General features: G+C 73.3%; 24 protein-coding genes and 7 tRNA genes. 11 read left to right on the forward strand and 20 right to left on the reverse strand.

All coding sequences use genetic code 11. The annotated features are described in order from the left end of the window. Positions 1 to 15 precede the first annotated feature (15 nt). The gene (locus ACZ6SQ_RS02900) at positions 16 to 1,227 is read right to left on the reverse strand and encodes a hypothetical protein (RefSeq protein WP_469556083.1); all 1,212 of its coding nucleotides are present in this window, start codon (positions 1,225 to 1,227) and stop codon (positions 16 to 18) included. Further along, positions 1,224 to 1,790, reverse strand: coding sequence for a DUF4365 domain-containing protein (locus ACZ6SQ_RS02905; protein ID WP_469556086.1), 567 nt, complete (start codon positions 1,788 to 1,790; stop codon positions 1,224 to 1,226). The genes ACZ6SQ_RS02900 and ACZ6SQ_RS02905 overlap by 4 nt, the downstream gene beginning before the upstream one ends. A 168-nt stretch (positions 1,791 to 1,958) precedes the next feature. On the opposite strand from ACZ6SQ_RS02905, the gene ACZ6SQ_RS02910 reads away from it, so the two are divergent. After that, positions 1,959 to 2,684: an exonuclease domain-containing protein gene (locus tag ACZ6SQ_RS02910; protein WP_469556089.1), complete on the forward strand. Its 726-nt coding sequence runs from the start codon at positions 1,959 to 1,961 to the stop codon at positions 2,682 to 2,684. Positions 2,685 to 2,771: 87 nt separating this feature from the next. Here ACZ6SQ_RS02910 and ACZ6SQ_RS02915 read toward each other — a convergent pair. Together ACZ6SQ_RS02915 and ACZ6SQ_RS02920 are read right to left on the reverse strand one after the other, a co-directional pair. Further along, positions 2,772 to 2,843: transfer RNA gene (locus tag ACZ6SQ_RS02915), tRNA-Val, on the reverse strand. Between the two features lie 39 nt (positions 2,844 to 2,882). Then, positions 2,883 to 3,329: an SRPBCC family protein gene (locus ACZ6SQ_RS02920; RefSeq protein WP_469556092.1), complete on the reverse strand. Its 447-nt coding sequence runs from the start codon at positions 3,327 to 3,329 to the stop codon at positions 2,883 to 2,885. Positions 3,330 to 3,425: 96 nt separating this feature from the next. Here ACZ6SQ_RS02920 and ACZ6SQ_RS02925 point away from each other — a divergent pair, with 96 nt between their 5' ends. Then, positions 3,426 to 5,756: an SCO7613 C-terminal domain-containing membrane protein gene (locus ACZ6SQ_RS02925; RefSeq protein WP_469556094.1), complete on the forward strand. Its 2,331-nt coding sequence runs from the start codon at positions 3,426 to 3,428 to the stop codon at positions 5,754 to 5,756. 93 nt (positions 5,757 to 5,849) lie between these two features. Here ACZ6SQ_RS02925 and ACZ6SQ_RS02930 read toward each other — a convergent pair whose 3' ends face one another. The 3 genes from ACZ6SQ_RS02930 to ACZ6SQ_RS02940 form a co-directional block, all read right to left on the reverse strand. After that, positions 5,850 to 6,209, reverse strand: a complete 360-nt coding sequence (locus ACZ6SQ_RS02930) for an extracellular solute-binding protein (protein WP_469556098.1) — start codon at positions 6,207 to 6,209, stop codon at positions 5,850 to 5,852. Positions 6,210 to 6,793: 584 nt separating this feature from the next. Further along, positions 6,794 to 6,865, reverse strand: a tRNA-Val gene (locus ACZ6SQ_RS02935). A gap of 75 nt (positions 6,866 to 6,940) precedes the next feature. Next, complete coding sequence (locus ACZ6SQ_RS02940; protein WP_469556099.1) at positions 6,941 to 7,396, reverse strand: TIGR02611 family protein; 456 nt, start codon at positions 7,394 to 7,396, stop codon at positions 6,941 to 6,943. Between the two features lie 191 nt (positions 7,397 to 7,587). On the opposite strand from ACZ6SQ_RS02940, the gene ACZ6SQ_RS02945 reads away from it, so the two are divergent. Continuing rightward, positions 7,588 to 8,001 carry an SsgA family sporulation/cell division regulator gene (locus ACZ6SQ_RS02945; RefSeq protein WP_004002642.1) on the forward strand — a complete coding sequence of 138 codons (414 nt, stop codon included), beginning with the start codon at positions 7,588 to 7,590 and terminating at the stop codon, positions 7,999 to 8,001. A 299-nt stretch (positions 8,002 to 8,300) separates the two neighbouring features. Further along, on the forward strand, positions 8,301 to 8,861 hold the full coding sequence (locus tag ACZ6SQ_RS02950; RefSeq protein ID WP_469556102.1) for a CGNR zinc finger domain-containing protein: 561 nt from the start codon (positions 8,301 to 8,303) through the stop codon (positions 8,859 to 8,861). Positions 8,862 to 8,999: 138 nt separating this feature from the next. Here the strand turns inward: ACZ6SQ_RS02950 and ACZ6SQ_RS02955 are convergent, their stop codons facing one another. Both ACZ6SQ_RS02955 and ACZ6SQ_RS02960 read right to left on the reverse strand, forming a co-directional pair. Continuing rightward, a complete protein-coding gene (locus tag ACZ6SQ_RS02955; RefSeq protein ID WP_356689695.1) occupies positions 9,000 to 9,152 on the reverse strand; it encodes a hypothetical protein in 153 nt (50 codons plus the stop codon). A 167-nt stretch (positions 9,153 to 9,319) separates the two neighbouring features. Further along, positions 9,320 to 9,757 carry a hypothetical protein gene (locus ACZ6SQ_RS02960; protein WP_386377259.1) on the reverse strand — a complete coding sequence of 146 codons (438 nt, stop codon included), beginning with the start codon at positions 9,755 to 9,757 and terminating at the stop codon, positions 9,320 to 9,322. A 251-nt stretch (positions 9,758 to 10,008) separates the two neighbouring features. On the opposite strand from ACZ6SQ_RS02960, the gene ACZ6SQ_RS02965 reads away from it, so the two are divergent. Beyond that, positions 10,009 to 10,536 carry a DsbA family protein gene (locus ACZ6SQ_RS02965; protein WP_469556106.1) on the forward strand — a complete coding sequence of 176 codons (528 nt, stop codon included), beginning with the start codon at positions 10,009 to 10,011 and terminating at the stop codon, positions 10,534 to 10,536. A gap of 61 nt (positions 10,537 to 10,597) precedes the next feature. Here the strand turns inward: ACZ6SQ_RS02965 and ACZ6SQ_RS02970 are convergent, their stop codons facing one another. From ACZ6SQ_RS02970 to ACZ6SQ_RS02980, 3 genes are all read right to left on the reverse strand, one after another. Beyond that, positions 10,598 to 11,422, reverse strand: coding sequence for a GNAT family N-acetyltransferase (locus ACZ6SQ_RS02970; protein WP_469556108.1), 825 nt, complete (start codon positions 11,420 to 11,422; stop codon positions 10,598 to 10,600). Between the two features lie 272 nt (positions 11,423 to 11,694). Further along, entirely contained in the window at positions 11,695 to 12,516 is an 822-nt protein-coding gene (locus ACZ6SQ_RS02975) for an aminotransferase class IV (RefSeq protein ID WP_469556109.1), read from the reverse strand. Positions 12,517 to 12,519: 3 nt separating this feature from the next. Further along, positions 12,520 to 13,560, reverse strand: coding sequence for a chorismate-binding protein (locus tag ACZ6SQ_RS02980; protein ID WP_469556111.1), 1,041 nt, complete (start codon positions 13,558 to 13,560; stop codon positions 12,520 to 12,522). Positions 13,561 to 13,738: 178 nt separating this feature from the next. Here ACZ6SQ_RS02980 and ACZ6SQ_RS02985 point away from each other — a divergent pair. From ACZ6SQ_RS02985 to ACZ6SQ_RS03005, 5 genes are all read left to right on the forward strand, one after another. Further along, positions 13,739 to 13,811: transfer RNA gene (locus ACZ6SQ_RS02985), tRNA-Gly, on the forward strand. Between the two features lie 38 nt (positions 13,812 to 13,849). Next, positions 13,850 to 13,923 (forward strand) — tRNA-Cys (locus ACZ6SQ_RS02990). Position 13,924: 1 nt separating this feature from the next. Then, positions 13,925 to 13,996, forward strand: a tRNA-Val gene (locus ACZ6SQ_RS02995). Between the two features lie 34 nt (positions 13,997 to 14,030). After that, positions 14,031 to 14,102, forward strand: a tRNA-Val gene (locus tag ACZ6SQ_RS03000). Positions 14,103 to 14,137: 35 nt separating this feature from the next. Next, positions 14,138 to 14,209, forward strand: a tRNA-Val gene (locus ACZ6SQ_RS03005). 61 nt (positions 14,210 to 14,270) lie between these two features. Here ACZ6SQ_RS03005 and ACZ6SQ_RS03010 read toward each other — a convergent pair. The 4 genes from ACZ6SQ_RS03010 to ACZ6SQ_RS03025 all read right to left on the reverse strand — a co-directional run bounded on the left by ACZ6SQ_RS03010 (position 14,271) and on the right by ACZ6SQ_RS03025 (position 16,437). Beyond that, on the reverse strand, positions 14,271 to 14,558 hold the full coding sequence (locus ACZ6SQ_RS03010; protein ID WP_469556113.1) for a TFIIB-type zinc ribbon-containing protein: 288 nt from the start codon (positions 14,556 to 14,558) through the stop codon (positions 14,271 to 14,273). A gap of 80 nt (positions 14,559 to 14,638) precedes the next feature. After that, on the reverse strand, positions 14,639 to 15,574 hold the full coding sequence (locus tag ACZ6SQ_RS03015; protein ID WP_469556115.1) for a phosphotransferase family protein: 936 nt from the start codon (positions 15,572 to 15,574) through the stop codon (positions 14,639 to 14,641). A 183-nt stretch (positions 15,575 to 15,757) separates the two neighbouring features. Next, complete coding sequence (locus ACZ6SQ_RS03020; RefSeq protein WP_386377182.1) at positions 15,758 to 15,964, reverse strand: hypothetical protein; 207 nt, start codon at positions 15,962 to 15,964, stop codon at positions 15,758 to 15,760. A gap of 197 nt (positions 15,965 to 16,161) precedes the next feature. Further along, a complete protein-coding gene (locus ACZ6SQ_RS03025) occupies positions 16,162 to 16,437 on the reverse strand; it encodes a hypothetical protein (RefSeq protein WP_386377181.1) in 276 nt (91 codons plus the stop codon). Between the two features lie 196 nt (positions 16,438 to 16,633). On the opposite strand from ACZ6SQ_RS03025, the gene ACZ6SQ_RS03030 reads away from it, so the two are divergent. After that, positions 16,634 to 18,082, forward strand: a complete 1,449-nt coding sequence (locus ACZ6SQ_RS03030; RefSeq protein WP_469556118.1) for a serine/threonine-protein kinase — start codon at positions 16,634 to 16,636, stop codon at positions 18,080 to 18,082. Positions 18,083 to 18,185: 103 nt separating this feature from the next. On the opposite strand, the gene ACZ6SQ_RS03035 is transcribed toward ACZ6SQ_RS03030, so the two are convergent. The 4 genes from ACZ6SQ_RS03035 to cbiE form a co-directional block, all read right to left on the reverse strand. Then, entirely contained in the window at positions 18,186 to 19,004 is an 819-nt protein-coding gene (locus ACZ6SQ_RS03035; RefSeq protein ID WP_386377179.1) for a TrmH family RNA methyltransferase, read from the reverse strand. Between the two features lie 70 nt (positions 19,005 to 19,074). Next, entirely contained in the window at positions 19,075 to 20,301 is a 1,227-nt protein-coding gene (cobA, locus tag ACZ6SQ_RS03040; RefSeq protein WP_469556121.1) for a uroporphyrinogen-III C-methyltransferase, read from the reverse strand. 244 nt (positions 20,302 to 20,545) lie between these two features. Then, a complete protein-coding gene (cobT, locus tag ACZ6SQ_RS03045; RefSeq protein WP_469556123.1) occupies positions 20,546 to 24,211 on the reverse strand; it encodes a nicotinate-nucleotide--dimethylbenzimidazole phosphoribosyltransferase in 3,666 nt (1,221 codons plus the stop codon). Positions 24,212 to 24,558: 347 nt separating this feature from the next. Continuing rightward, positions 24,559 to 25,779, reverse strand: coding sequence for a precorrin-6y C5,15-methyltransferase (decarboxylating) subunit CbiE (gene cbiE / locus ACZ6SQ_RS03050; protein WP_469556128.1), 1,221 nt, complete (start codon positions 25,777 to 25,779; stop codon positions 24,559 to 24,561). Positions 25,780 to 25,819: the final 40 nt, after the last annotated feature.

Consider the following 25,819-nt stretch of genomic DNA (forward strand, 5'->3'; position numbering starts at 1 on the left):
CCCCTCTCCGCGAAATCAATCCCCGCCGCAGGCCTCCTCGAAGAAGTCGAGGTTCTCCTGGAGGGACTTCATCAGCCGGTCCCGCTCCGCCTCGTCGACCTGTACGGGGGTCACGCCGCAGGCGCCGGTGAGCCGCCGGAAGCCGCCCCGGCTCTCCAGGCGGCCCTGCACGCGCACGGGCAGTCCGACGAGGTGGGCCTGGCCGGCTATGCGGTAGTCCTCCTCGTCGAGGACGACCCGGACATGCGGGATCTCGGCGCCCGCGAGCACGCGCAGCCGGACGCTGCCCTCGCCGCGCGGTCCGGACCTGCGCATCCTTACCACGGCGCCGGTGAGGCGCACGGGCACGGAGGGTTCGCCGCGCAGATAGCGGGCGCCCGCCTCGCGCAGTACGGCCAGGTCGCCGGGCGAGAACTCCACGGGCTCGGCACCGCAGCCGTCGGGCACTCCGGCGGCGGGTGCCCAGTCGACGGCGATCCGGGCGCCCTCGCTGCCGCGGACGAGGTTGATCAGCGCTTCGGTGAGTTCGCGGCTCACGCCCGCCTCGATCGCGCCGTCGAAGGCGTCCATGCCGCCGGTGGCGCGCTGGTAGTCGATGGCCTCGCGGGCGGCGTACAGCGCCTGGTGCAGGCGTACGGCGAGGGGGCGGCAGCCGGTGACGGGCACGAAGGCGGTGAGGCTGTCGCCGCCGCCGGCTGGTCCGACGAGGACGGTCTCCAGCAGGGCGGCGGCGGGTCTGCGGTGGCGGGCGCCGTGGTACCCGGCGCGGGCCCGGGTGGCGAGGGCCCCGGCGAGCAGCGTCTGGCGGGCTGCGGCGCGCAGCTGTTCCTCGACGGTCCAGGGGGCGGCTCCGGCGGGCCCCGCGGGGATGTCGCGCGACCAGCGGATCTCGTCGCTGGGCACGCTGAGGCTGACGAGCACCTCGCGGGCGGAGGGCGTGGCGCTGCGGGCGAGGGCGTCGAGGGCCTCGCCGAGCAGGTCGTCGCTGTCGGGGAAGGCGCGGCTCTCGGGCACGAGCAGGCTGGTGCCCGCGGCGGCCGGTCCGGGCGGGGTCCAGCGGCCGTAGCGGCCGGGGGCGCCGCCGCGCCGCTGCCAGCCGTGCCGGTGCAGCAGGGCGCCGAGCACGGCGGGGTCGACGTCGCCGGGCTCGGGGGGACGGTTCCACGGGGTGTCCTCGGGATGGGGGCGCACCGGCCTGAGGGGTTCGTCGTAGGGGCGGTGGGTCATGGTCTGCCTCCCGTCCCGACCCGCGTCATGATCTCGCACAGGGCCCGGTCGTCGAAGATCCGTGCGGTCGGGATGCGCACGGTGGTGCGGTGCCGGCCGGTGACGGCGTGGCCGGCGAGGTTGACCCAGTAGCAGCAGTGCCGCAGGTCGAGACGGTCGTGGCCGGCGCGCAGCCAGTCGTCCTGGGAGCGCGGCACGAGCATCACGACGAGGATCTTGTGGACCGAGACCGGGGTGCGGGCGAGCTTCCTGAGGTGCTCGTTGTCGAGGGTGAAGGAGAAGGAGGGGCCGGGAGGGCTGGGCGGGATCTGGTAGGTCGCCTTGAGCTGGACCTTGATGGTGACCTCGTCGTCGACGGTGTGGCCGGGCGCGCTGTGGCTGACGTGCCAGTCGATGCCGTTGTCCGGGAAGGGCTGGGACAGCGAGCAGCCGGCCGCGGCCGCGACGGCGTGCAGATATCCCACCTGCAAGGTCTCCATGCAGGCGGTGGTGGCGAGTGTGCCGCGGTGAGCGCCCGTGCGCTCGGGCAGCAGCCCGCCCCGCTCGGGCTGCGCTATCACCATGTCCAACAGCCTTCCAGGCAGGTGCTTTTCCCGTGCCGGGCCGCTGAACTGCAAAGACCCGTACTCCTGTTGTCTCCTGGCGGCGTAGTGCGCAAACAGCCCGGGTATCACCAAACAGGCAGAAGACGGTACGTCAGCTGCCGTGGGTGAACGAGGAGTTGTGGGGCCATGAAAACCTGGTACGAGGGGCCGCTGGCGGCATTCGACACGGAGACTACGGGTGTGGACGTCGAGACCGACCGGATCGTGTCGGCCGCCCTCGTCGTCCAGGACGCGCCGGGCAGCCGGCCGAGGGTGATCCGGTGGCTGGTGAATCCGGGTGTGCCGGTGCCGGAGGCGGCGACCGCGGTGCACGGACTGACGGAGGATCACCTGGTGCGCAACGGCCGCTGGCCCGCGCCGGTGATGCACGAGATAGCCGCCGGGCTGCACGATCAGGCGGTGGTGGGGCGCCCGCTGGTGGTGATGAACGCGCCGTTCGATCTGACGCTGCTGGACCGTGAGCTGCGCAGGCACCGGGCGTCGTCGCTGGGCCGCTGGTTCGAGTCGGCGCCGCTGCTGGTGCTGGACCCGAGGGTGCTGGACAAGCATCTGGACCGCTATCGCAAGGGCCGGCGCACGCTGACCGATCTGTGCGCGCACTACGAGGTGGCGCTGGACGAGGCGCACGACGCGGCCGCGGACGCGCTGGCCGCGCTGGAGGTGGTGCGTGCGGTGGGGCGCAGGTTCGCGGCGCGGCTGGAGCGTCTCTCCCCCGCGGAGTTGCACACGCTCCAGGCGGTGTGGCACGCGGCACAGGCGCGTGGGCTGCAGGCGTGGTTCGCGCGCAGCGGCAGTGAGGAGCAGGTGGATCCGGCGTGGCCGTTGCGTCCGGAGATGCGCGCGGCGGCCTGAAGGGTGCGTCCTGAGATGCGTGCGGCGGGCTGAACGGCGGAGGTACGCGAAAGGCCGGTCCGCGCTGGCGGACCGGCCTTTTCCCGGTGGGCGATACTGGGTTCGAACCAGTGACCTCTTCGGTGTGAACGAAGCGCTCTCCCACTGAGCTAATCGCCCGGGAACGCACTGAACAATACAGGTTCCAGCGCGTCTCCTTCAAACCGCTTCGAGGTAGGCCCGCAGTCCGCGTCGGCCGGAGCGCATCATCAGGGCGTGGTTGACGCGGAAGAAGGGCCGTCCCGGCACGGCGAGTCTGCGCAGCATCGGCTTGGTGACCTCGACCTCCTGGTCGTAGCGGGCGAGGGTGCCGGTGCCGCGGGGGCTGATCGTCCAGCGGGCCCAGCCCTCCAGGTCGCCGGTCATGGCGATCTCCAGCACTCCGGCGGCCGGGTCGCGGCGCACCTCGCGCGCGGTGAAGGTGAGGTCGTAGGGCAGCAGGGAGCGGGCGCGGATCACGCCGGTCACCTCGTCCAGGCGTTCGACCGCGCGGACCTGGGGCCACCAGCGGGGATAGTCGTCGGCGCGTTCCAGTGCCGCGTACACGGCGGCCGGGGGCGCGGGCAGGGACCACAGACTCAGGAAGCGGTACCGGTTCCAGTCCATGGGAGCAGTCTGCCGGTCGGCGGGCGCGGTTCTGAGTACGTTCTCTGAGTACGCGTGCTCATGCCGTGCGCGGTGACGCGGACCACACTGCCCGGTATGACGCACCTTCCGCCGCCGTCCGAGGAGTTGCGGCTCCTGGACGCCGAGTTGTTCCGGCTGGACGCCCGCCGCTCCCAGTTGCTGGCCCGCCGTGCCTGGCTGGTCTCCCAGCTGACGCCCGTACGCCCGCTGCCCGGCGTCGCGCCGCCGCGCCCGGAGACCTCCGCGCCGGGGGTGCAGAACGTGCTGCTGGTGCTGGGTGGTGTGCTGCTGACCATCGCCGCGACCGCGTTCACGGTGGTGAGCTGGGGGCATCTCGGGATCGGCGGGCGCGCGCTGGTGCTGGGTGTGCTGACGGCGGCCGCGCTGGCGGCGCCGCTGCCGCTGCTGCGGCGTGCTCTGGGCGCCACGGCGGAGTCGGTGGCGGGCCTGGGCCTTGCGCTGACGGTCCTGGACGCGTACGCGCTGCACCGCGTGGCGCTGGCGGACCGGGACGGCACGGGATACGCGGCGGTGGCGTCGGCGGTCCTGGCGGTGGTCTGGGCGGGGTACGGCCTGGGGGTCGCCCGCCGGTCCGGCCCGGCGCTGCGGCTGCCGGTCCCGGCCGCGCTGGCGGTGGCTCAACTCCCGCTGCTGCTGGGCGCGGTGGCGCTGGACATGGGTCCGTACGGCATCTCGGCGGCCCTGCTGGTGACGGCGGCCTGCGACACGCTGCCGGCGCTGCGCCTGGGGGCCGGAGCCGTGCGGCAGGTTGCGGCGGCCGGTGCGTTCGGGATGGGTGCCTGGGGTGTTCTGGGGGCTGGCTGGCTGTCGCTGACGGCGTCCGGTCCGGATGCCGCCGCGCGGGCGTCGGGCCTTCTCCTTCTTGCCGCGCTGATCGCGCTGGGCGCGGCCTGGCGGGCCCCGCTGCGGGCTGTGGCGCTGGGTACGGCCGTGGCGGCGGGTCTGCTGACGGTGGCCGCGCTGGGCGCTGTGCCGCGTGCGGTGCTGCCGGGCATGTGGACGGTGCCGGCCCATCTCGCCCTGGGTGTCGCCCTGTTGGCGGTCGTGCGAGTCTCCCGTGCGCCGCGGGCGGTGCGTGACGGCGCGCTCTGGGCGTCGGGGTCCGTGCAGGCGCTGGCGCTGGTGTGGACGCTGCCCGCCGTGGTGTTGGCGGCGCTGGGCCCGGTGAGCTGGGTGACGCGGGTGTGGTCCGGGGTGCCCGGGGACGCGCGCTCGGCGGTGGCGGGTACGGTGCCGTGGCCGCCGGACTCCGCCCTGGTCCCGGTGGTGCTGGGCGTGGTCGCCGGGGTGCTGGCCCTCGCCGTCAAGGACGGTGTGTGGCGGCCGAGGGCGCTCGACGCGACCCTCGGTCTGGGCTGGGCGGCGGCGCTGGTGCTGCCCGCGACGCTGCAACTGCCGTATGCCGCGGGCCTGGTGCTGCTCGGGCTGCTCACGGCCGGGCTGATGTTCCCGCGCCGCCTGGTGCCGACGATCCTGGCCCTGGTCACCTCGATGGACCTGGCGCTGCTGTCGCTGGCCTCCGAGGCGGCCACGCTGACGGTGCTGGCCCTGCTGACCGCGGGCTGCGCGGCACTGGCCCGGCGACTGCTGCCCGCGGTGGCGGCGACGGTGTACGCGACCGCGCTGGCCTGCGCGGTGGGCGCCTCACTGGGCTGGGCTCCGGAGCACACGGCCCTGCTGGTGCTGGCGGTGCCCGCGGCGGCGGCCCTGTACGCGCCGCGCGCCGAGGGCGCGGCCCGTGTCGCGGTGGAGGTGACCGGTGCCGCGTCCGGCCTGGTCGCCGTCGGCCTGGCACTGGCGGACCCCGCGATGCTGTCGCTGGTACTTGCTTTTGCCGGTGTCATCACCGCGGGCACGGCCGTACGTCCGGAGCGGCGCGAGGCGGGCTACGCGGCCATGGCCCTGTTCGTGCTGGCCTCCTGGGTGCGGCTGGCTGCCTGGGAGGTCACCGACCCGGAGGCGTACACGCTGCCGGTGACGATCCCCGCCCTGCTGGTCGGGCACCTGCGCCGGCGCCGGGACCCCGAGGTCTCCTCCTGGACGGCGTACGGCCCGGGCCTCACCGTCACTCTGCTGCCGAGTCTGGTGGCCGCGTGGGCCGATCCGCACTGGGAGCGACCTCTGTTGCTGGGCCTGGGCGCCCTGGCCGTGACGCTGCTGGGCGCCGGCCACAACCTCCAGGCCCCGCTGCTCCTCGGCGGCGCGGTCCTCGCCCTGGACGCCCTCCACGAGTTGTCCCCCTATCTCGTCCAGCTCGCCGACACCCTCCCGCGCTGGGCCCCGCCCGCCCTCGCCGGCCTCCTCCTGCTCACCCTGGGCGCCACCTACGAACAGCGCCTCCGCAACCTCAACGCCCTCCGCAACCGCCTCCAGAGCATGCAGTAGCCCCACGACCTTCGGGTCCGTGACGATCCCTGCCTCGATGCGGTTGTACGCGTCCGTCCACCACTCCGTCAGATCGGCCTGGCCGAAGCCGAGTCACTCCTCGGTGAAGAAGGCCTCGCCGTTCTGACGGAGGTACAGGTCGTAGAGGTACGTGATCGCGTGGTACAGGACGGAGTACAGGACCTTGAAATACTCGTCCCGGGTCCAGCCCGACTCCGGTGTCACGTGCGCCTTCTGATAGACCTTCGGGATGCCGCGCTTGTCGTACTTCCCAAGAAATCCGTCGGCTTTCTCCAAAACGTCCGGGGGATTTCCGCCGTCGGCCCGGGTCAGGAACTTCTCCCGGTAACAGAGGTAGTCCTGGAAGTCCGGCTCGGCCTTGATCTCCGGGTACTTCTTCTCGAAGAGTCTGATGGATTCGTTGATCCCTTGGCCCGTTCCTCGGCACCTCACCAGGAGTAACGGATCGTCACCGAGCCGTCCGCGGGGGCTTCGTCGTGGGGGTGTCGTTCGGGTGCGGGCTGTGTGTGGTTGTTCGCGCAGTTCCCCGCGCCCTTTGGGGAGGGGGTGGCTTGCGTGTGAGTTCCCTGCGGGTCTCGTGGGGTTGTTCGCGCAGTTCTCCGCCCCCTCAAGGGGGGCCCACCCCGGTCTTTCGGGAAGTCTGGGGCGGTGCATCCCGGTCGGAGGAACCGGGCCGGGCGCTCATCCCGCCCGCGAGAGGCCGGAGTGGCCTACATGCCGCCCGCAGGGGCCTGGGGCAGCCCCATCGCTGCTGTGCGGACCGAGAGCGGCCCGTACCGCGACCGGGAAGCCGGAAGAACCCGGGGCGTCACGCGCCGCAGCCGGAGGGCAGGGGCGGTCGTGGCTGCCGCGGGAACGGTCGAGGCGGGGGCGGGACTCCCCCGTGGATCGCCGCAACCCTCCAGGCGCACGGCGTTCTGTCGAGGCAGGTCGCCGGGCCAGGCACGTCGAGGCTCTCCGGGGCGCCGGGAACGACATCGGCCCGTCTGCCGAAGCAGACGGGCCGATGTTCCGGGTGGGCGATACTGGGTTCGAACCAGTGACCTCTTCGGTGTGAACGAAGCGCTCTCCCACTGAGCTAATCGCCCGGGCGCAGGAAGAACATTACCCCATGTCAGGGGGTGGCTGTGACCAGCCGGAGGCGGTCCCGCGCCCGCCGGGGATCACTGGTCCTTGATCTTCCAGGGCATGACGATGCCGAACTTCCACAGGTAGAAGCCGACGAGGGCGATCACGATCACCAGGCCGATGGACGTGATGATGATGTTGCGGCGGCGGACCTTGGGGTCGAGGGCGCGCTGGGCCGCTTCGGTCACCTTGCGCTTGGTCCAGCGGAGCACCAGCTGGGCCCAGACGAACTCGGTCGCCCAGATCGCCATACCGCCGAAGATCACCACCCAGCCGGGACCCGGCAGCGGCAGCATGATGATGCCGGCCCCGACGACCGCCAGACCGACGATGAAGACGCCGACCTGCCAGCTCACGTGCAGCGCACGGCGCGCCTTGATGAACGCCGGCGCCCTCGATCCGAGCGCGCGCTCACCGTGTGCCCCGTCCGTCTTCGCGCCGTCCGTCGCCATGGCCACTGCCTCGCCCGGCTTGTCACTCCCCGTATTCATACAGCCAAACCCTACCGGACCGAATCCGGTCACCGTAATGGTCGTACCCGCTGATGCCACCCTCGGCCGGAAGAGTTACGTAAAGACATGCAAAACACGCAGAGGGGTTTACAACGGCACCGTAGGTGGCATGTCGATTTCGCCGACGTGCGAATCCCCGAGCGCACACTGAGCGAAAGGCCCTGGCGCTTATGAACACCACGGTCAGCTGCGAGCTGCACCTGCGCCTCGTTGTGTCGAGCGAGTCCTCCCTGCCTGTCCCCGCAGGCCTGCGGTACGACACGGCCGACCCCTACGCCGTGCACGCCACCTTCCACACCGGAGCCGAGGAGACCGTCGAGTGGGTGTTCGCCCGCGACCTCCTCGCCGAGGGCCTGCACCGGCCCACGGGAACCGGCGACGTCCGAGTCTGGCCGTCGCGCAGTCATGGTCAGGGCGTCGTGTGCATCGCCCTGAGCTCTCCGGAGGGCGAGGCGCTGCTCGAGGCCCCGGCGCGGGCCCTGGAGTCCTTCCTGAAGCGAACGGATGCGGCCGTGCCGCCCGGCACGGAACATCGGCACTTCGATCTGGATCAGGAGTTGTCACACATCCTGGCGGAGAGCTGAGCGAGCACCTCACAGACCGCCCGGCGCCGTCCACTCGGGGAGACGGCTCGGGCCAGGACAACCGCATACGGCACACACCGGCGTCGTCGCCGCGGAACCACCGCGGGGACGGCGCCGGTCCTGCTTTCCCACGGCCCGTCGCCGGAGCCGTGCCGGGGTTCCGGGAACGACCGAGGGGCGTCACGCGTTGTAAGGACATCGCGAGCGGGGGCGGTGCCCCTTTCGATGCGGCCGGGAGCCACTACCATCGGCCAGCATCGGCGGGCGCCCGCCCGACCCCAGGCCAGGGAGAGCGAAACGTGCTGATCACCCACGACACCCGGTGCGCCCTCGACACTGTGGTGGATCTGGTGAACACCGCACCGGAGGACGAGTCGACCCCCGAGGGGCTCTCCGACGTGGCGGCCCTCGAGGATTTCGTGCGCGGCCACAAGGTCAGTGACATCGGGACGCTCTCCGCCTTCGACCTCGCCGCCGTACGCAAGATCCGCGGGCGGTTCGCGTCGATCTTCTCGGCTCCCGACGCCCGCTCGGCCGCCGTACTGATCAACGAGCTGGTCGCCGCCGCGGGCACCACGCCCCGGCTGACCGACCACGACGGCTATGACTGGCATGTGCACTACTTCGCCCCCGGCGCCTCCCTCTCCGATCATCTCGCCGCCGACTGCGGCATGGCACTGGCCTTCTTCGTCGTGGCCGGGGAGCAGGAGCGGCTGCGGCGCTGCGAGGCCCCGGACTGCCGGCGTGCCTTCGTGGATCTCTCCCGCAACCGCTCGCGGCGCTACTGCGACAGCCGCACCTGCGGCAACCGCCTGCACGTGGCCGCCTACCGGGCCCGCCGCAAGGAGGCCGCGGGCTGAGCCCGTCGCTTTTCGGACACGGACCGTACGTCGTCCCGAGGGCTGCCGGTCCCGTCCCGGAGGTTTCCGGGTCGGCTGCACGGCCAGCGGAGGGTGACGCGGTCCCCGGCGGGTGGCGCCGGGGAGCGCGGGTACGGATCACAGCAGCAGCAGGTCGTGCAGCGCGGCCATGAGCAGAAGGCTCCCGATCACCGCAAGGAAGATCATCAGCGGTGGCTGGGAAAGGGCGAAGAGGCATCCGCGGGGCTCATCCTTCGGCGGCGCGGCATCGCTCTGTGTCGTGTCCAGCATCTCGCGGGTGATGATGACGCAAACGGCACCCTTGACACGCTCAACACGCCCGGATCAGGCGGTAGTTCGCCGGAAACTGTGACGAAGGCCGGTGGCTTGGGATAGGCCCCCCTCCGCGGGCAGCGGGCGCGGTGGCGGTCCGGTGGTGTGCCGGGCTCACCCGGCGGTCATATGCCGTGCTTCTTCAGGATCGCCTCGATGTCGCTGAAGTCCTCCCCGTCACCGCGGGGCGCGCTCCGCGGCTTCGACGCGCCGCGTGTGCTCGGGCCGAGAGAGGGGGCGGCGGCCTGCGGGGCGACGGCGTCGCGCTGTGCGGCGGCGGCCGCCCGGCGCTCCTTACGGGTGCCGCCGCGGCGGCGCTCGACCGCCCGGGTCGTCGCGAACAGCGCCCAGGCCAGGCCGAGCACGCCGAAGCCGGCCCACGCCGTGGGACTGAAGGCCGTGTCGGCGAGCCAGTCGATCACGCCCGTCATCACCAGGCCGAGCGGCACGAGGGAGTAGGCCGCGATCCTGGCCGCCGTCAGGAAGCGCTTGCGGTACGCGTTGACCGCGGCGATTCCGAGCCCGGCCACGGCGACGGCGGAACACACCGTCTCGGCAATCATCCGGTCCTCCAGGCACACTCGGTCGGACATAGTGGTTCGTCCCCTCCATCGTGCACCTGTCGGACCCCGCCCGGCCATGGTCCAGCGGGACATCAGGGACATCTCCGGGTCGCCTCCTCCCCGAGTCGGGGTCGGCTCCGGGTCACGCCACCGGGGACGGCGGCCGTACCGTTCATGGCCTGGGCGACGACCGCGTCGGGCCCGCGCCCACCGGATTGGGCCGTCCCGACCTGGGCTGGAAGACTGTGCCCATGAGCGACACCTCCCCCGCCCCCGCGCGCCCCACGGCCCCCGTTCTCGACGTCTGGTGCGACCTGCAGTGCCCCGACTGCCGTACCGCCCTGGACGACCTCCGCGCCCTGCGGGCCCGCTACGGCGACCGGCTGGAGGTGCGGCTGCGGCACTTCCCGCTGGAGAAGAACAAGCACGCCTTCGCCGCCGCGCAGGCCGCCGAGGAGGCGGTCGAGCAGGGGCAGGGCTGGGCGTACGTCGAGGCGGTGCTGGGCCGCGTGGAGGAGCTGGCGAGCCGCGGGGAGGCCTTCCTCGTCGACGTAGCACGTGAACTCGGCCTGGACGCCGAGGAGTTCGACACGGCGCTGATCGACGGCCGGCATATCCTGATCGTCGACGCCGACCAGGCCGAGGGCAAGGCGATCGGCGTGACCGGCACGCCGACCTATGTCATCGACGGCGAGCGTCTCGACGGCGGCAAGAGCCAGGAGGGTCTGCGCGAGCGCGTCGAGGAGATCGCGGACCGGCTCCTCGCCGGACAGGGCTGAGCGCAGGGCGGGCCCACTCGCCCTGCACGACCACGAGCCGCCCGCGCCCACCCCGGCGCGGTCAGAGCAGCTGCTTGTACATCGAGTAGCCCACCGGCCGGTAGCCCAGGGACTCGTAGAGCCGCTCCGCCGGGGTGTTGCCCACGAAGACGTTGAGCCCGATGGTCCGCCGGCCCGCGGCGACGGCCTGGGACTCGGCGAGCAGCATCAGGGAACGACCGTGGCCCCGGCCCCGGAAGCGGGCGTCTGTCTCGACGTCGTAGACGTACGCGCGCCCCGGGGCGAGGGCGAGCCACAGCGTGCCGACGCGCGCGCCCTCGTGCTCCAGGACGCTCAGCAGCACGTCGGGGGTGTCCAGCCCCTGCGGGAGCAGGGCCTCGTTGTCGCTGCGCGCCTTCTCCCGGGCCTCGTTCTCGGGGACGCCGCGGTCGATCCAGTTGAGGGCGTAGTCGGCCATGCCCTTGTCGTTCCAGGGGCCGAACTCGGCCGGGGTCATCGGACGGGCCCGGCTGCCCTCGGGCAGGGCGGGCGGGATCGTGCCGAGTCGCTTCTCCATGCCCCGGTTGCGCTGGACGTAGCCGAGGGCGGTGACGAGCCGCAGGGCGGGTCCGGCGTCGGCGGGGACAGTGACCTCGATGCGGGCGCAGCCCCAGGCGCGGGCCACCTCCTCGGCGGCGAGTGCGGCGACCGTGCCGCGGCCGCGCCGGCGGTCGGGCTCCTCGACGCGCAGGTCGCGGATCTGGGCGACGGACGGCCCGAACACGGGATGCGTGGCCAGGTGCACCGCGCCGACGGGACGGCTGTTCACGCACACCGAGAAGTGGCGCGACAGCGCCCCGTCGGCGGCGCGCTGAAGCGGCTCGGTCGGCCGCAGGGTCGTGGTCATCAACGGAGTTCTACCCGCCGAAGGGGCCTTGCGGCAGCCCGAATACGCGTCCAGGGCCCTGGGTCCTGTCGTCGAACTCCCGTCGTCGCCCGGAGGGCGGCCCTGCGGCGTCAGGTGCGTGCTCTGGGGGTTCCCCTCTGGGGGAGTGCCGGGTGCAAGCCCTCGTACCGGACGTACTCGGGCTTGTGCCCGGTGCGGCGAGCGGGGGCACCTCCCACGAAGTGGGGGAGGTGCATGGCGTCGCGGGGCAGGCGGGAGTCTGACGACAGGGCCTAGGGGTCGAGGTCGTCGCCGGCGCGCTCGTCGAAGACCTGCATCGCCTTTGCCGTCACCGGCCCCGGCGTGCCCGGCAGTTGGCGGGTGTCGATCCGGTGGACGGCCTGGATGTCGCGCAGCGTGGAGGTGAGGAACACCTCGTCGGCGCGCTCGAGGACGTCCAGCGGGAGGTCGGTCTCCCTGGCGCCGGTCCACTCCACGGCGAGAGCCCGGGTGATGCCGGCCAGGCAGCCGGAGGCCACCGGCGGGGTGTGGATCTCACCGTCCAGGACGACGAAGACGTTGGAGCCGGTGCCCTCGCAGAGCTGTCCGACCGTGTTGGCGAACAGCGCCTCGGAGGCGCCGTGCTGATGGGCGCGCGAGAGAGCCACGACGTTCTCGGCGTACGACGTGGTCTTCAGACCGGTCAGGGCGCCGCGCTCGTTGCGGGTCCAGGGGACGGTGATGACGGCGGTGGAGTCGGGGCGGCGGCCGGTCTCGCCGAGGGCGACGACGAGGGTCGGGCCGTGCTCGCCGCGGTCGGAGCCGAGGGGGCCGTGGCCGCCGGTGTAGGTGATGCGCAGCCGGCCGAGCGGCATCGGGTTGGCCTCGATGACGGCCGCGCAGGCGCGGCGGACCTCGTCGAGGTCGGGGTCGGGCAGGCCGAGGCCGCGGGCGGAGCGGGTCAGCCGGTCCAGGTGCCGGGTGAGGGCGAAGGGCCTGCCGTCCACCGCTTTCAAGGTCTCGAAGACGCCGTCGCCCACGGTCAGGCCGTGGTCGAAGACGGAGACGCGGGCGGACTCGGTGTCCTGGAGCCCGCCGTCGAGCCAGATCTTCACTTTCTAGAGCCCCTCTCCACTCACCTCGTACGCTCCCGACGCTACCGCGAGCAGGCGGGACGCCTTCAGCTCGGTCTCGCGCCACTCCCCCTCGGGGTCCGAGCCCCAGGTGATGCCGGCGCCGGTGCCGAAGCGCAGCACGCCCTCGGCGCGGTCGATCCAGAAGGTGCGTATGCCGACGGCCAGCTCGGCGGTGCCGCGGTCGGCGTCGACCCAGCCCACGGCTCCGCAGTACGGTCCGCGCGGCGCGGTCTCCAGCGCCTCGATGATCCGCAGGGCGCTCGACTTGGGGGCGCCGGTGACCGAGCCGGGCGGGAAGGCGGCGTCGAGCAGTTCGGGCCAGCCGGCGTCGTCGCGCAGTGCGCCGCGGACGGTCGAGACGAGGTGGACCAGGCCCGGGTGCTTCTCGACGGCGCACAGGTCGGGGACGGTCACGGTGCCGGTGGCGCAGACCCGGCCGATGTCGTTGCGGACCAGGTCCACGATCATCACGTTCTCGGCGTAGTCCTTGTCCAGGAGGTCCGCCTCGGTGCGGCCGGTGCCCTTGATGGGGCCCGACTCGACGACCCGTCCGGCGCGTCGCAGGAACAGTTCGGGGGACGCGGTGGCGATCTCCACGCCGTGCTCCGGCAACCGGATCGTTCCGGCGTACGGCGCGGGATTGCCGCGGGCCAGCAGCGCGGTGAGCGCGTCCACGTCGGCGTCGGGGGCGACGGGCGCGGACAGCACTCGGCAGAGGTTGGCCTGGTAGACCTCGCCGGCCGCGATGTGCTCGCGGATGCGGCGCACACCCGCGGTGTAGGCGGCGCGGTCGAGCGACGAGGTCCACTCGTCGGGCGTCGGGCCGCGCCAGGCGTCCGGGACGGGCGCGGGCACCGGCTGCTCGCGGACGTCCGCGAAGCGGGCACAGGTCAGACGGCCCTCGAAGTCGGCGCAGACGGCCCAGAAGCCGGTGGAGTCGAGGGCCGCGGGGTCGTCGGTGACGTCGAGAAGGCCGGTGGCGACGCGGTCGCCGAAGCGGGCCAGAGGAACTAGGTCGAGCACGTTGTCGAGTCTATGGCGGGTGTCCCGCGGGTGACCTGGGCATGTCGTCGTGGGAGCCCGGCCGGGTCACCGACCAGGTGGGGCGCAGCACGCTGCACAAACGCGTTTTTGTGCTGGCCCAGGAATCCGCTAGAGTTCAACACGTCGCCGGGACGCGCAAGCCGACCGGAAACGACAAGCGGACGTAGCTCAGTTGGTAGAGCGCAACCTTGCCAAGGTTGAGGTCGCGAGTTCGAGCCTCGTCGTCCGCTCGAAGGAAGAGGGGGGTTTCCCGATCCCCTACACTCCTGGTGGAGTGGCCGAGAGGCGAGGCAACGGCCTGCAAAGCCGTCTACACGGGTTCAAATCCCGTCTCCACCTCCAAGGACGATTAGCTCAGCGGGAGAGCGCTTCCCTGACACGGAAGAGGTCACTGGTTCAATCCCAGTATCGTCCACTGGTCCGCAAGGACCTGATCCGCGAGGATCCCCGCGCGATTAGCTCAGCGGGAGAGCGCTTCCCTGACACGGAAGAGGTCACTGGTTCAATCCCAGTATCGCGCACGTAGTGCCCCTGACCTGCGGGTTCAGGGTCCCGAGGACGATTAGCTCAGCGGGAGAGCGCTTCCCTGACACGGAAGAGGTCACTGGTTCAATCCCAGTATCGTCCACACGCCGAAAGCCCCCGGTCCTCGACCGGGGGCTTCTTCGTGTGCGGTGCGGCTCGGCGGATCAGCTGGAGAAGAGCATGCGGCCGAAGCTCTTGTGCCGGTGGTGACCGCCGTGGTGCCCGCCGTGCGGGGCTCCCCAGGCGGGGGCGGGCGGGACGGGCGCGGCCGGGTAGGCGGCCGGGGCCGGGGGCACGGGCGGGGCGGGCTGCGACCACTGGGACTCCAGACGGGTCAGCGCCTCCAGCTCGCCGTAGTCGAGGAAGATGCCCCGGCAGTTGGAGCACTGCTCGATCTGGACGCCGTTGCGGTTGTACGTGTGCATCGCGCCGTGGCACTTCGGACACTGCATGATCGGCTCAACTCCTCGCCGTTCGGTCCTGCTTCGGGTGTCTCCAGGACAGACTCCGTCGCCTCGCGCCCGGTTGCACGCTACTTCGCGAAACTCGTCGTCAACTGCGGTGATACGGGACACATGCGCGCACAGGCGTCGATCAGCGCCTGTTCCACCTCGTCGAGCGCGCGGTCCGCGGCGACGGCCTTGGTGATCGCCAGGGCCGCCGTCTGGGCCGTCAGGGCGCGGGCGGGGACGTCCAGGGCGGACCAGGGGTCGCCGTCCGGGGGCACGGCCGGGCCGTCCGCGCCGCGGTAGGCGTCCAGGAAGCGGGTCCACTCCCCGGGCGGGAGGAGGCCGCAGGCGTACCAGGCAGCCGGGCGGGCCAGGTCCCAGGCGGGGACGCCGGTGCCGAGGTCGTCGACGTCGATCAGCCGCCAGGTCCCGTCGGGCGCGGGGTGCCGGACCAGTTGTCCGAGGTGCAGGTCGCCGTGGCACACGGTCGTGGTGTCCGGCATCGGCCGCTCGTCGCGGGCCCAGGGCGGGAGCGTCTCCCAGGCGCGCAGGACGGGCCCGGCGGCCGGGTGGCCCGGGGCCCCCTCGCGCAGCCTCGCGATGGCGCGGGCCGCCTTGGCCGGGCCTCGCATCGGGGGCAGCCCGTCGGGCGCGGGCGTGCGGTGCAGAGCCGCGAGGAGGGCGCCCGCGGCCTCCCAGGGGGCCGCGTCGGGGTCCTCGGGGTCCACGGGGGTGCCGTACGGCCAGAACGTCACCGGGCGGCCGTGCAGGGCGACGGGCGTGGGCGACAGGGGCGGCAGCAGGACGGCGGGCAGCGCGGCCGCCAGGGCGAGACGGGGCGCGAGATCCCCGGCGGTGCTGCCGGGAGCGTGCGCCTTCACGACCGTCGGGCCGTGCCGTACGACGGTGGCGTCCGGGCGCTGTGCGAGCGGGGCGGCCGCGCAGGCGCAGTCGTCGCCGCGCGGGTGTGCCGCGCGGCGGGCCCGTACGGTGAGCTCGGACAACAGGTCTGCGGTCACTTTCCCCCCAGGTCGCTCTGGCCGTGAGGGTACGGGAACCGGGTCGCCCGGAGAGGGGAAAAGCAATGCCGGCGCAGCTCCCCAGCTGCGCCGGCATTTTTGCCGTCCGCCGCACCCCCGTCCCCACGGGGTTATGGGTGGATGTCCCCGCCCGGACCGCTCTTCCGGGCCTGGGGTCGCCGCTCAGCGCCCCAGCATCACGCCCACGGACGACGCCTGTGTGGCCACTGTCTCCCAGCCGTCGAAGACGACGAGGAGCAGGACCGCCAGGGGCAGGGCCATGGCAGTCGCCACCAGTGGGTGGCGACGCCCCGTACGGCGTGCGCGGAAGGCTGTGTGCGCCTTGTCCTGGCGCGTGCGGAGCGCTGTCCGCGGTGCCGTGTGGGCCATGGTCCCTCTCCTGACCGCTTCAGTTGTCGTTGGCAGCGGCGGGCGTCTGACCTCGGGGGACGAGTGCTGCACCCGCCGCTTGACCTCAAATCTAGGCTCGTGGCGGGTCCGGGACGTCATGCCCTCGTACCGAATGCCGGGCCTCCCGGAGGATGAGCCCTTCGCCCGCGCGTACTCCCCTGGGTGGAGACGCGGTCCTAGGTCTCGGGGTCTTCCCGGAGGGGGCGCCCGGTCTGTCCGGTCATTTCCGAGCTGTCCTCGCGGGGCACGGGCTGCTCCACGAGGGCGAGAACCCGGGTCGCCATGAAACGGGCGGTCCGCACCACCGTCCCGGTCCGGGTGACTTCGCTCACTTCCACCACCCCCCGGCGCACCGCCGTCTCCACTCTGCGGCCCGCTCTGCTCGCCACCACCTCGTACGTACGGGTCGTGTCACCGGCGTCCACGACTATCTCCACGCGATCACCCTTCACGGGTTCAATCCCCCTTCTGAGTCTGGCCGTTGGGATCTTGGGCAGCCCGGAGCCGCCCCGTTCGCACCTTGCCTGACCGTCTTTCAAGTCTCCCACCGGGCACTGACAATCGATCGGACCGAGAGGGCGCGGCCTCTGCGCGCACACGGCCGCGGAAACGTAAGCTGTGCCACGTCACACGGACCGGGCAGCGGGGATGAACATGGCGATGATGCGCCTGAGGCGCGAGGACCCGCGCGTCGTCGGCTCGTTCAAACTGCACCGGCGTCTCGGCGCCGGCGGCATGGGTGTGGTCTATCTGGGCTCCGACAAGAAGGGGCAGCGGGTCGCGCTGAAGGTGATCCGGCCCGATCTGGCGGAGGACCAGGAGTTCCGCTCCCGGTTCGCGCGTGAGGTGTCCGCCGCCCGGCGCATCCGGGGCGGGTGCACGGCCCGGCTGGTCGCCGCGGACCTGGAGGCCGACCGGCCCTGGTTCGCCACGCAGTACGTGCCCGGCCCCTCGCTGCACGACAAGGTCGCCGAGGAGGGCTCGCTGGTCGCGGCGGACGTCGCCGCGGTCGGGGCCGCCCTGTCGGAGGGGCTCGTCGCGGTCCACGAGGCCGGGGTGGTGCACCGGGACCTGAAGCCGTCGAACATCCTGCTGTCGCCCAAGGGCCCCAGGATCATCGACTTCGGCATCGCCTGGGCGACGGGCGCCTCCACCCTCACGCACGTCGGCACCGCCGTCGGCTCCCCCGGTTTCCTCGCCCCCGAGCAGGTGCGCGGCGCGGCGGTCACACCCGCCACCGACGTCTTCTCGCTGGGCGCCACGCTCGCCTACGCCTGCACCGGCGACTCCCCCTTCGGACACGGGAGTTCGGAGGTGATGCTGTACCGCGTGGTGCACGAGGAGCCCCAGCTGCACGGCGTTCCCGACGCGCTCGCCCCGCTGGTGCGGGCCTGCCTCGCGAAGGACCCGGAGGAACGGCCCAGCACGCTCGAACTGTCCCTGCGGCTGAAGGAGATCGCGGCCCGCGAGGCCCAGATCCTGCTGGAGGGCCGTCCGCCCGCGCCCCGCGCCGCGGAGTCCGACCGGCCCACCGGGCGGCTCACGGACACCTACCCCGAGCAGCAGCGCGTCCATCCCGAACAGCAGCGGCTCCAGCAGCAGCGCAGGCCCCGGCCGCAGGGCACTCCCCCGCCCCGGGGCGCGACGCCCTCGCGGGGTCCGGCCGCACAGCGCGGGGCGACCCCGTCGCGCGGCGGCAGCGCCTCCCGGGGCGGTACGGCCTCGCGCTCCGGGCAGGCCCGGCCCACTCCGGCACCCCGGAACACTCCCGCCGGCCGCAGCTCGACGCGTGGCGGCAGCGGCAGCCGGCCGGTGCCGCGCGGGGGCCGTCCGGCGCCCCGCGGCACCGGGACCAAGCTGCGTCCGGCCAACCCGCGGCTGCTGCGGCAGCGGCTGTTCGTGTTCGTCGTGGTCACGCTGCTCGTGGCGGTCGGCATCGCGCTGGTGCAGGGCTGCCAGAGCTCGGCGAGCGGGCTGGGCGGCACGGGTGGCCGCGAGCGGCAGGAGAAGGCCGTGCCGTCGTACACGCCCCTGGACCAGGGCGCCACGATGAAACAGCAGTACCGGTCGACGATGGAGCTGTCGACCGCCCGGTGAGGCGAAGGGGCTGGGGCCCGTCCGGTGAGGCGTGGGGCTCAGGCCCGTCCGACAGAACCCGTCGACCGCCCGGCGGGCGGGGATCTGACCGGACAGGGCCTGGCTAGGCCTCCGGGCGGCCCGTGGCGACCGCGTAGAAGGCGACGGCCGCAGCCGCGCCGACGTTGAGCGAGTCGACTCCGTGGGACATCGGGATGCGCACCCATTCGTCCGCCGCGACCAGGGCCTGGGTGGACAGGCCGTCGCCCTCCGCGCCGAGCATCAGGGCCACCCGGTCCATCCGGTGCGGGGCCGCCTCGTCGAGGCTCCTCGCCTTCTCGTCCGGGGTGAGCGCGAGCAGGGTGAAGCCCGCCTCGCGGACCGAGTCCAGGTCCTTGGGCCAGCTGTCGAGCCGGGCGTACGGCACGGAGAACACCGCGCCCATGGAGACCTTGACGCTGCGGCGGTACAGCGGGTCGGCGCAGTCCGGGGAGAGCAGCACGGCGTCCATGCCGAGGGCCGCCGCCGAGCGGAAGATCGCCCCGATGTTGGTGTGGTCGTTGACCGACTCCATGACGACCACGCGCCGTGCGGAGCGCAGGAGTTCGGTCGCCTCGGGCAGCGGCTTGCGCTGCATGGAGGCGAGCGCGCCGCGGTGCACGTGGTAGCCGGTGACGCGCTCGGCGAGCTCCGGGCTGACCGCGTACACGGGTGCCGGGAGCTCGTCGATGACGTCGCGCATGACGTCGACCCACTTCGCGGACAGAAGCATCGAGCGCATCTCGTACCCGGCGTCCTTGGCCCGGCGGATGACCTTCTCGCCCTCGGCGATGAACAGGCCCTCGGCGGGTTCGCGCCTGCGGCGCAGCTCCACGTCGGTCAGGCCCGTGTAGTCGCTCAGGCGCGGGTCGGCGGGGTCGTCAACGGTGATGAGATCGGCCACAGGGTGATACTGCCTTGTCGTGCGTGCGGTGCCAACGGCCCGGGAGCGGGTGAGTTACCTCGGGTTACGCCTAGGCCGCGGGCCCGACCCGGACGACCTCGCCGATGACGACGACGGCCGGGGGCTTGACCTCCTCGGCGCGTACGGTCTCGGCGACCGTCGCGAGGGTCGCGTCGACCCGGCGCTGCGCGGCCGTCGTGCCCTCCTGGACCAGGGCGACCGGGGTGTCCGCGGACTTGCCGTGCGCGACGAGCGTCTCGGCGATCTTCCCGATCTTGTCGACGCCCATGAGGATCACCAGGGTGCCGGTCAGCTTGGCGAGGGACGGCCAGTCGACCAGGGAGCGCTCGTCGTCGGGGGCCACATGACCGCTGACGACGGTGAACTCGTGGGCCACGCCCCGGTGCGTGACCGGGATGCCCGCCGCGCCCGGGACGGAGATCGAGCTGGAGATGCCGGGCACCACCGTGCAGGGGATGCCCGCCTCGGCGAGGGCCTGGAGCTCCTCCATGCCGCGACCGAAGACGTACGGGTCGCCGCCCTTGAGGCGGACGACGGACTTGCCCTGCTTGGCGTGCTCGATCAGCGCGTTGTTGATGGCCTCCTGGGCCATGAAACGGCCGTAGGGGATCTTCGCCGCGTCGATCACCTCGACGTGCGGCGGGAGTTCGGCGAGGAGGTCGCGCGGGCCGAGACGGTCGGCGATGACGACGTCGGCCTCGGCGAGCAGCCGGCGGCCGCGCACGGTGATCAGGTCCGGGTCGCCGGGACCGCCGCCGACCAGGGCGACACCGGCGGTGCGGGTGCGGTGGTGCGGAGCGACGAGCGTGCCGTCGCGCAGGCCCTCGACGACCGCGTCACGGACGGCGGCCGTGTGGCGGGGGTCGCGGGACTTGGTGTCGGTGGTCAGGATCGCGACCGTCACACCCTCGCTGTGGCCGGTCGCCGGGGTCCAGGCGGTGGCCGCGTCGGCGTCGTCCGAGCGGACGCACCAGACGCGGTGGAGCTCCGCCTCGGCGGAGGCCCGGGTGTTGGCGTCCGCGTCGCTGGTGGCGATCAGGGCGTACCAGGCGTCGGCCAGGTCTCCGTCGGCGTACGGCCGGCGGTGCCAGGTGATCTCGCCGGCGTCCGCCATGGCCTCCACGGAGGGGGTCGCCTCGGGGGACACGAGGTGGATTTCCGCGCCCGCGGCGATCAGCGCGGGCAGGCGGCGCTGGGCGACCTGGCCGCCGCCGAGGACGACGACCTTGCGGCCGGTGAGGCGGAGGCCTACCGGGTAGGCGGGGTTTTCGGCCATGGGGTGCGCTCCTCGAACAGGCGGCGGTGCGGGGGCGTGCTGCGGCGTTGAAGCGGCCCTGACGTGCGGATTTTACGGCGCGCGCCCGGTGGGTGGCTCGGGCGGGTGGGGTTTCCTTCCCCCAGTCCGCCCCTTCCCGAAACCGAGGGCTCTGCCCCCGGACCCCCGGACGTGCGGGTCCGTGGGCGGCTGTGCCCACCCGTTCCGCCCTGCAGAACGCCTGCCCACAGCCGCCGCGTGCGGCCTACTTTTCTGTGACCCCTGCCGAGTCGAACGTCGCCACCTCGTGCATGGCTCTCGCCGTGCTCTGGACCAGTGGCAGGGCCAGGAGGGCGCCGGTGCCCTCGCCGAGGCGGAGGTCGAGGTCGACCAGAGGACGCAGGCCGAGCTTGTTGAGGGCGGCCACATGGCCCGGCTCCGCGCTGCGGTGACCGGCGATGCAGGCGGCCAGCACCTCGGGGGCGATGGCCCGGGCGACCAGGGCGGCGGCGCCCGCGCTCACCCCGTCGAGGATCACCGGCGTACGCAGGGACGCGCCGCCGAGGAGGAGGCCGACGATGGCCGCGTGCTCGAACCCGCCGATGGCGGCCAGGACACCGATGGGGTCGGCCGGGTCGGGCTGGTGGACCTCGATGGCCCGGCGGACGACCTCGGTCTTGCGGGCGAGGGTCTCGTCGTTGATGCCGGTGCCGCGGCCGGTCACCTCGGCCGGGTCGGTTTCCGTGTAGACGGAGATCAGGGCGGCGGACGCGGTGGTGTTCGCGATGCCCATCTCGCCGGTCAGCAGTGCCTTGTTGCCGGCGGCCACCAGATCGCGGGCCGTCTCGATGCCGACCTCGATGGCCTGCTTGGCCTCCTCGCGGGTCATCGCGGGGCCCGTGGTCATGTCGGAGGTGCCCGCGCGGACCTTGCGGGGCAGCAGGCCCGGGGTCGCGGGCAGGTCGCCGGCCACGCCCACGTCGATGACGCAGACCTCGGCGCCGACCTGGTTGGCGAACGCGTTGCAGACCGCTCCCCCGCCGAGGAAGTTGGCCACCATCTGCGCGGTGACCTCCTGCGGCCAGGGGGTGACGCCCTGGGCGTGCACCCCGTGGTCGCCCGCGAAGATGGCGACGGCCGCGGGTTCCGGGATCGGCGGCGGGCACTGCCGGGACAGGCCGGACAGCTGCGCGGAGATGATCTCCAGCATGCCCAGCGCCCCGGCCGGCTTGGTCATCCGCTTCTGCCGCTCCCAGGCCTCACCGAGGGCCTTGGCGTCCAGCGGGCGGATCTGGGCGACGGTCTCCGCGAGCAGGTCGTGCGGCTCCTCACCGGGCAGGGCGCGGCGGCCGTAGGTCTCCTCGTGCACCACCCAGGACAGCGGGCGGCGCTTGGACCAGCCCGCCTGCAGCAGCTCGGGCTCGGCCGGGAACTCGTCGACGTACCCGACGCACAGGTACGCGATGACCTCCAGGTGCTCGGGCAGGCCGAGGGAGCGGACCATCTCGCGCTCGTCGAAGAAGCTGACCCAGCCGACGCCGAGGCCCTCGGCGCGGGCGGCGAGCCAGAGGTTCTCCACCGCGAGGGCGGCCGAGTACGGCGCCATCTGCGGCTGGGTGTGGCGGCCCAGGGTATGCCGGCCGCCGCGGGTCGGGTCGGCGGTGACGACGATGTTCACCGGGGTGTCGAGGATGGCCTCGATCTTCAGTTCCTTGAACTGCTTGGCCCGGCCCTTGGGCAGCGACTTCGCGTACGCCTCGCGCTGGCGCATGGCCAGTTCGTGCATGGTGCGGCGGGTGTCGGCGGACCGGATCACCACGAAGTCCCAGGGCTGCGAGTGGCCCACCGACGGCGCGGTGTGGGCCGCCTCCAGGACGCGGAGCAGGACCTCGTGCGGGATGGGGTCGCTGCGGAAGCCGTTGCGGATGTCGCGGCGTTCGCGCATGACCTTCAGTACGGCCTCGCGCTCGGCGTCGTCGTACGCGGGGGCGGCGGGGCCGGCGGACTGTCCTGCCTCGGCGGGGGCTTCGGTCTCCTGGACCTCCTGGGCGTGCGGGACCTCCAGGGCCTGCGCGGCCTGCTCCTCCTGCGCGTCCTCCTGCTCGGCGACCCGGGTCCGGAGGTCGTCCGCCTGCTGGACGAGGTCCGTGACGGGCTGCTCGGACTCGGGGGCCGTGTCGCGCTGTGCCGGTACCTGGATGGGGTGCGGCGGGGTGGGGGCGAGGTGAGGCGTCGTCGGAACGGGGGCGCCCTCCACCGGGACGAACTCGCCCAGCGGGGTGGGGGTGGGGTGCGGAGGGAGCGTGCCGGGGTGGATCTGTGCCGGGGTCGGCTCCTGGACGGTGGGGGCCGGGGCCGCCTCGGGGGCGGGGAGTTGCTGCGGCGCGTCCGCTTCCAGCGGGGCGAGGAGTTGCTGCGGCGCTTCGGGCTCCTGCGGGGCCTGGAGGTCCTGGGGGATCGCCTGGGGGCCCGTGAGGGCTTCGGGGGTGGGGGGCAGCGGGTGTGGGGGCGCTGCGGCCTCGGCTTCGCCTTCGGCCGTTTCGTTCCCACCCGCACCACCCGGGCGGGTTGCGTCGACCGGTGCGGGTGGCCCCTGTGGCGCGATCTCGCCGTCGGCGGCCGCGGGTTCGGGGGTGGGCTGCGGGGACTCCGCGACCGGGGTGAGCTGCTGAGGCTCCGGCACGGGCTCGACGAGCGGAGCGGGCTGCTGGAACTCGGGCCCGGGCTCGGTCGCCGCGATGGGCTGCTGGAGCTCGGGCTCGGCCGCCGGGACGGGCTGCTGGAGCTCCTGGGCGGGGTCGGCGGCCGGGGCGGGCTGCTGGAGCTCCGGCTCCTGCTGGGCGGCCGGGGTGGGCTCCGTGGGCGGGAGCTCGAGGGTCTGGGCCTCGAAGGGCTGGGCCTCTGGCTGGGCCTCGGTGGGTGCCGTGGACTCAGGGGTCGTGGGCTGCTGGACGGGCTCCGCGGCGGCGGCTTCCTGGACGGGCTCGGGGGCCGGGGTGTCCTCGGGCTGCGGGGCCTCCTCCAGGACAGCGGGCTCCTCGATGGCCTGCTCGGCGCCTTCCGGCGTCTCGGCCGGCCCGGGGACGGCTTCCTGGACGGGCTCCACGACCTGCTCCGCCACCTGCTCGGCCTCGGCCGGAGCGGGCTCGGGGGTCGCTGCCTGCGGCGCCTCCGCCTCGTACGCCACCGGCTCCTGCGCGGCGGCCGTCGCCTCGGTCGTGAGGCGGGCCAGCGTGGCCTGGGCCGCGCCCACCGGCTCGGGCTCGGGGAGCGTGGCCGGGGCAACCGTTTCCGCAGCCGGGGCCGTCGCGTCGGCCACGGCCGACTCGGTCACCGGGGCGGGAGCCGGAGCCGGGACGGGCGCCGGGGCCTGAACGGTCTCGGGGGCCACCTGGGCCGGGGCACCCCACGGCACCGCGCCCTGCGGCATGGCCTGGGGCGCGGCCTGCGGGACCGCGCCGGGCTGCGACGGCACCGGCACGCCCTGGGCGGGCGTCTCGCGGGCGCGCGACGCGTCGAGGTACTCCGGGCCGGGCTGGCGCGCCGGAGCACCCGCGGGGCCGCGGTCGGCGAGGGAGCGCACCGGGCTGGCGGAGGTGTCGGGCAGGGGCGGGCCCAGATGCAGCGGGCGGCGGCCGGCCATCGGCGCGGGGTTGGGGAGACGGACGCCGCTCAGGTCGACGGAGCCGGTGTCGCGGCCGCCCGTCTCGTGCGGGTCCGGCTCGTGCACGGTCTCGACGACCGGCTCGGGCGCGGGCGGGGCGACCTCGTTGCCCCAGGCGCTCTGGGCGCCGGGCAGCAGCAGGTCCTCGTCCTCCGCGGGAGACTCGGCGAGGTAGGTGTACGCGCCGTGCCCGGGAACGCCCGGCTGTTCCACCGTGCCTGCGTTCTCCGGCAGTCCCTCGCCCGGGACCTGGCCGGTGTCGGTCATGCGAACCCCTCGCCCATCGGTTAGTGCCTCTACGACCAGCTCACCCGGGACGGCGCACCGACCGCCCCACAGTGAAGAACGAGCGTGCGTGTCCAGCGGCACGAACGACCCGCCCAAAAAAGGCGACAAAGCCATTCGGTGGCATTGTCGCTGGCGTGCCGCCGTCACGACAGCTTGATCCGCAACAGTCCGCTGTGGACTGCGCCACGTTGCGCGTCCTCCGGTTCTGCCGTACCACACTCACCCCAAAAGGGGTGCGCTTTCCGGACATTGACCGACGAAGTGCCGGTCGACCGAGATGCGGTACAACGATCGGCCAGCCTACCGCGCGCGGTACGACAACAGGATCACGGGGAGCGATCCGGCAGCACTCCACACAGCAGGAATGCGACGCTCCGCTCCTTCTCCGTCCAGGCGCGGGTGTCGAGCTCCACGGACTGGATGAGGGCGCACTCGACGTCGTACCCGTGCTCCGTCAGATCGCGGCCGATGCGTTCGGCGGCGTCGCGTGTGGCGGCGTCGGCGACGATGCGCCGGGGGCGGCGGTCGGCGACCGCCGAGACGACGGCCGCTCCCCCGCCGCCGACCCGGACGACGTCCGGCTCGGGCAGGTCCTCCAGCACGTGCGGGGCGGTGCCGCGGACGATCTGGAGCTGGACTCCGAAGCGGCGCGCGGCGGCGTCGGTGCGGGCGCAGGCGTCGATGTCGTGGTCGACGGCGAGGACGGCGGCGCCCGCGCGGGCGGCCTCGGTGGCGAACGCGCCGGATCCGCAGCCGATGTCCCAGACGAGGTCGCCGGTCCGCGGGCCCAGCCGGGCCAGTTGCGCGGCGCGCAGCAGGTCGGACTCGCCCTCGCCGAGGGTGCCGACGTAGGCGCCGGCGGGCTGGGTCCAGCCGCGCGGGCCGGCGGCGGGGTCGCGGCCCGCGAGCCAGCCGGTGTCCTCGGCGGCGGGTCCGGGGCCGGAGCGGCCGCCGATGACGATGACGATGTTGGGGTCGCGCCAGGTGTGGTCGGGCGCCTTGTCGGAGGTGAGGACGGTGACCTGTTCGCGTTCGGTGCCCAGTTCCTCGCAGATGACGAAGGTGCGGTGGACACCGGCGAGGAGCAGGCCGAGCTCGGCGGGGCCGGCGCCGGGCGAGGTGAGGACGGCGACCTTGGTGTGGGCGCGGCATACGTTCACCGCGCGTCGCAGGGTGCGCCGGTGTGCGACGACCACTTGGGCGTCGTCCCAGGGCATGCCCGCGCGCGCGAAGGCGGCGGCGACCGAGGAGACCGCGGGGACGACCTCGATCTCCAGGCCGAACTCGGGCGAGCGCAGGGTGCGTACGACGCCGAAGAAGCCGGGGTCGCCGTCGGCCAGCACGACCGCGCTGCCCCGGTGACCGGCGATCCGGCGGGCGGCGAGGGCGACGCTGCCGAGCCTGATGCGTTCCGCGGCGGGAGGCACTTCGGGCAGGGCCAGATGGTGTGCCGCGCCGGCCACCAGCGTGGCCGCGCCCAGGGCGGCGCGTGCCGCCGCGGTCAGCGGCGAGCCGTCCCAGCCGATCACCGTGACCCGGTCGGCCATCGTCGTCAGTCTCCTGGGGTCTTCGCAGGTCGTCGCGGGT

It is taken from the genome of Streptomyces sp. NPDC048600 (genome assembly GCF_055587025.1).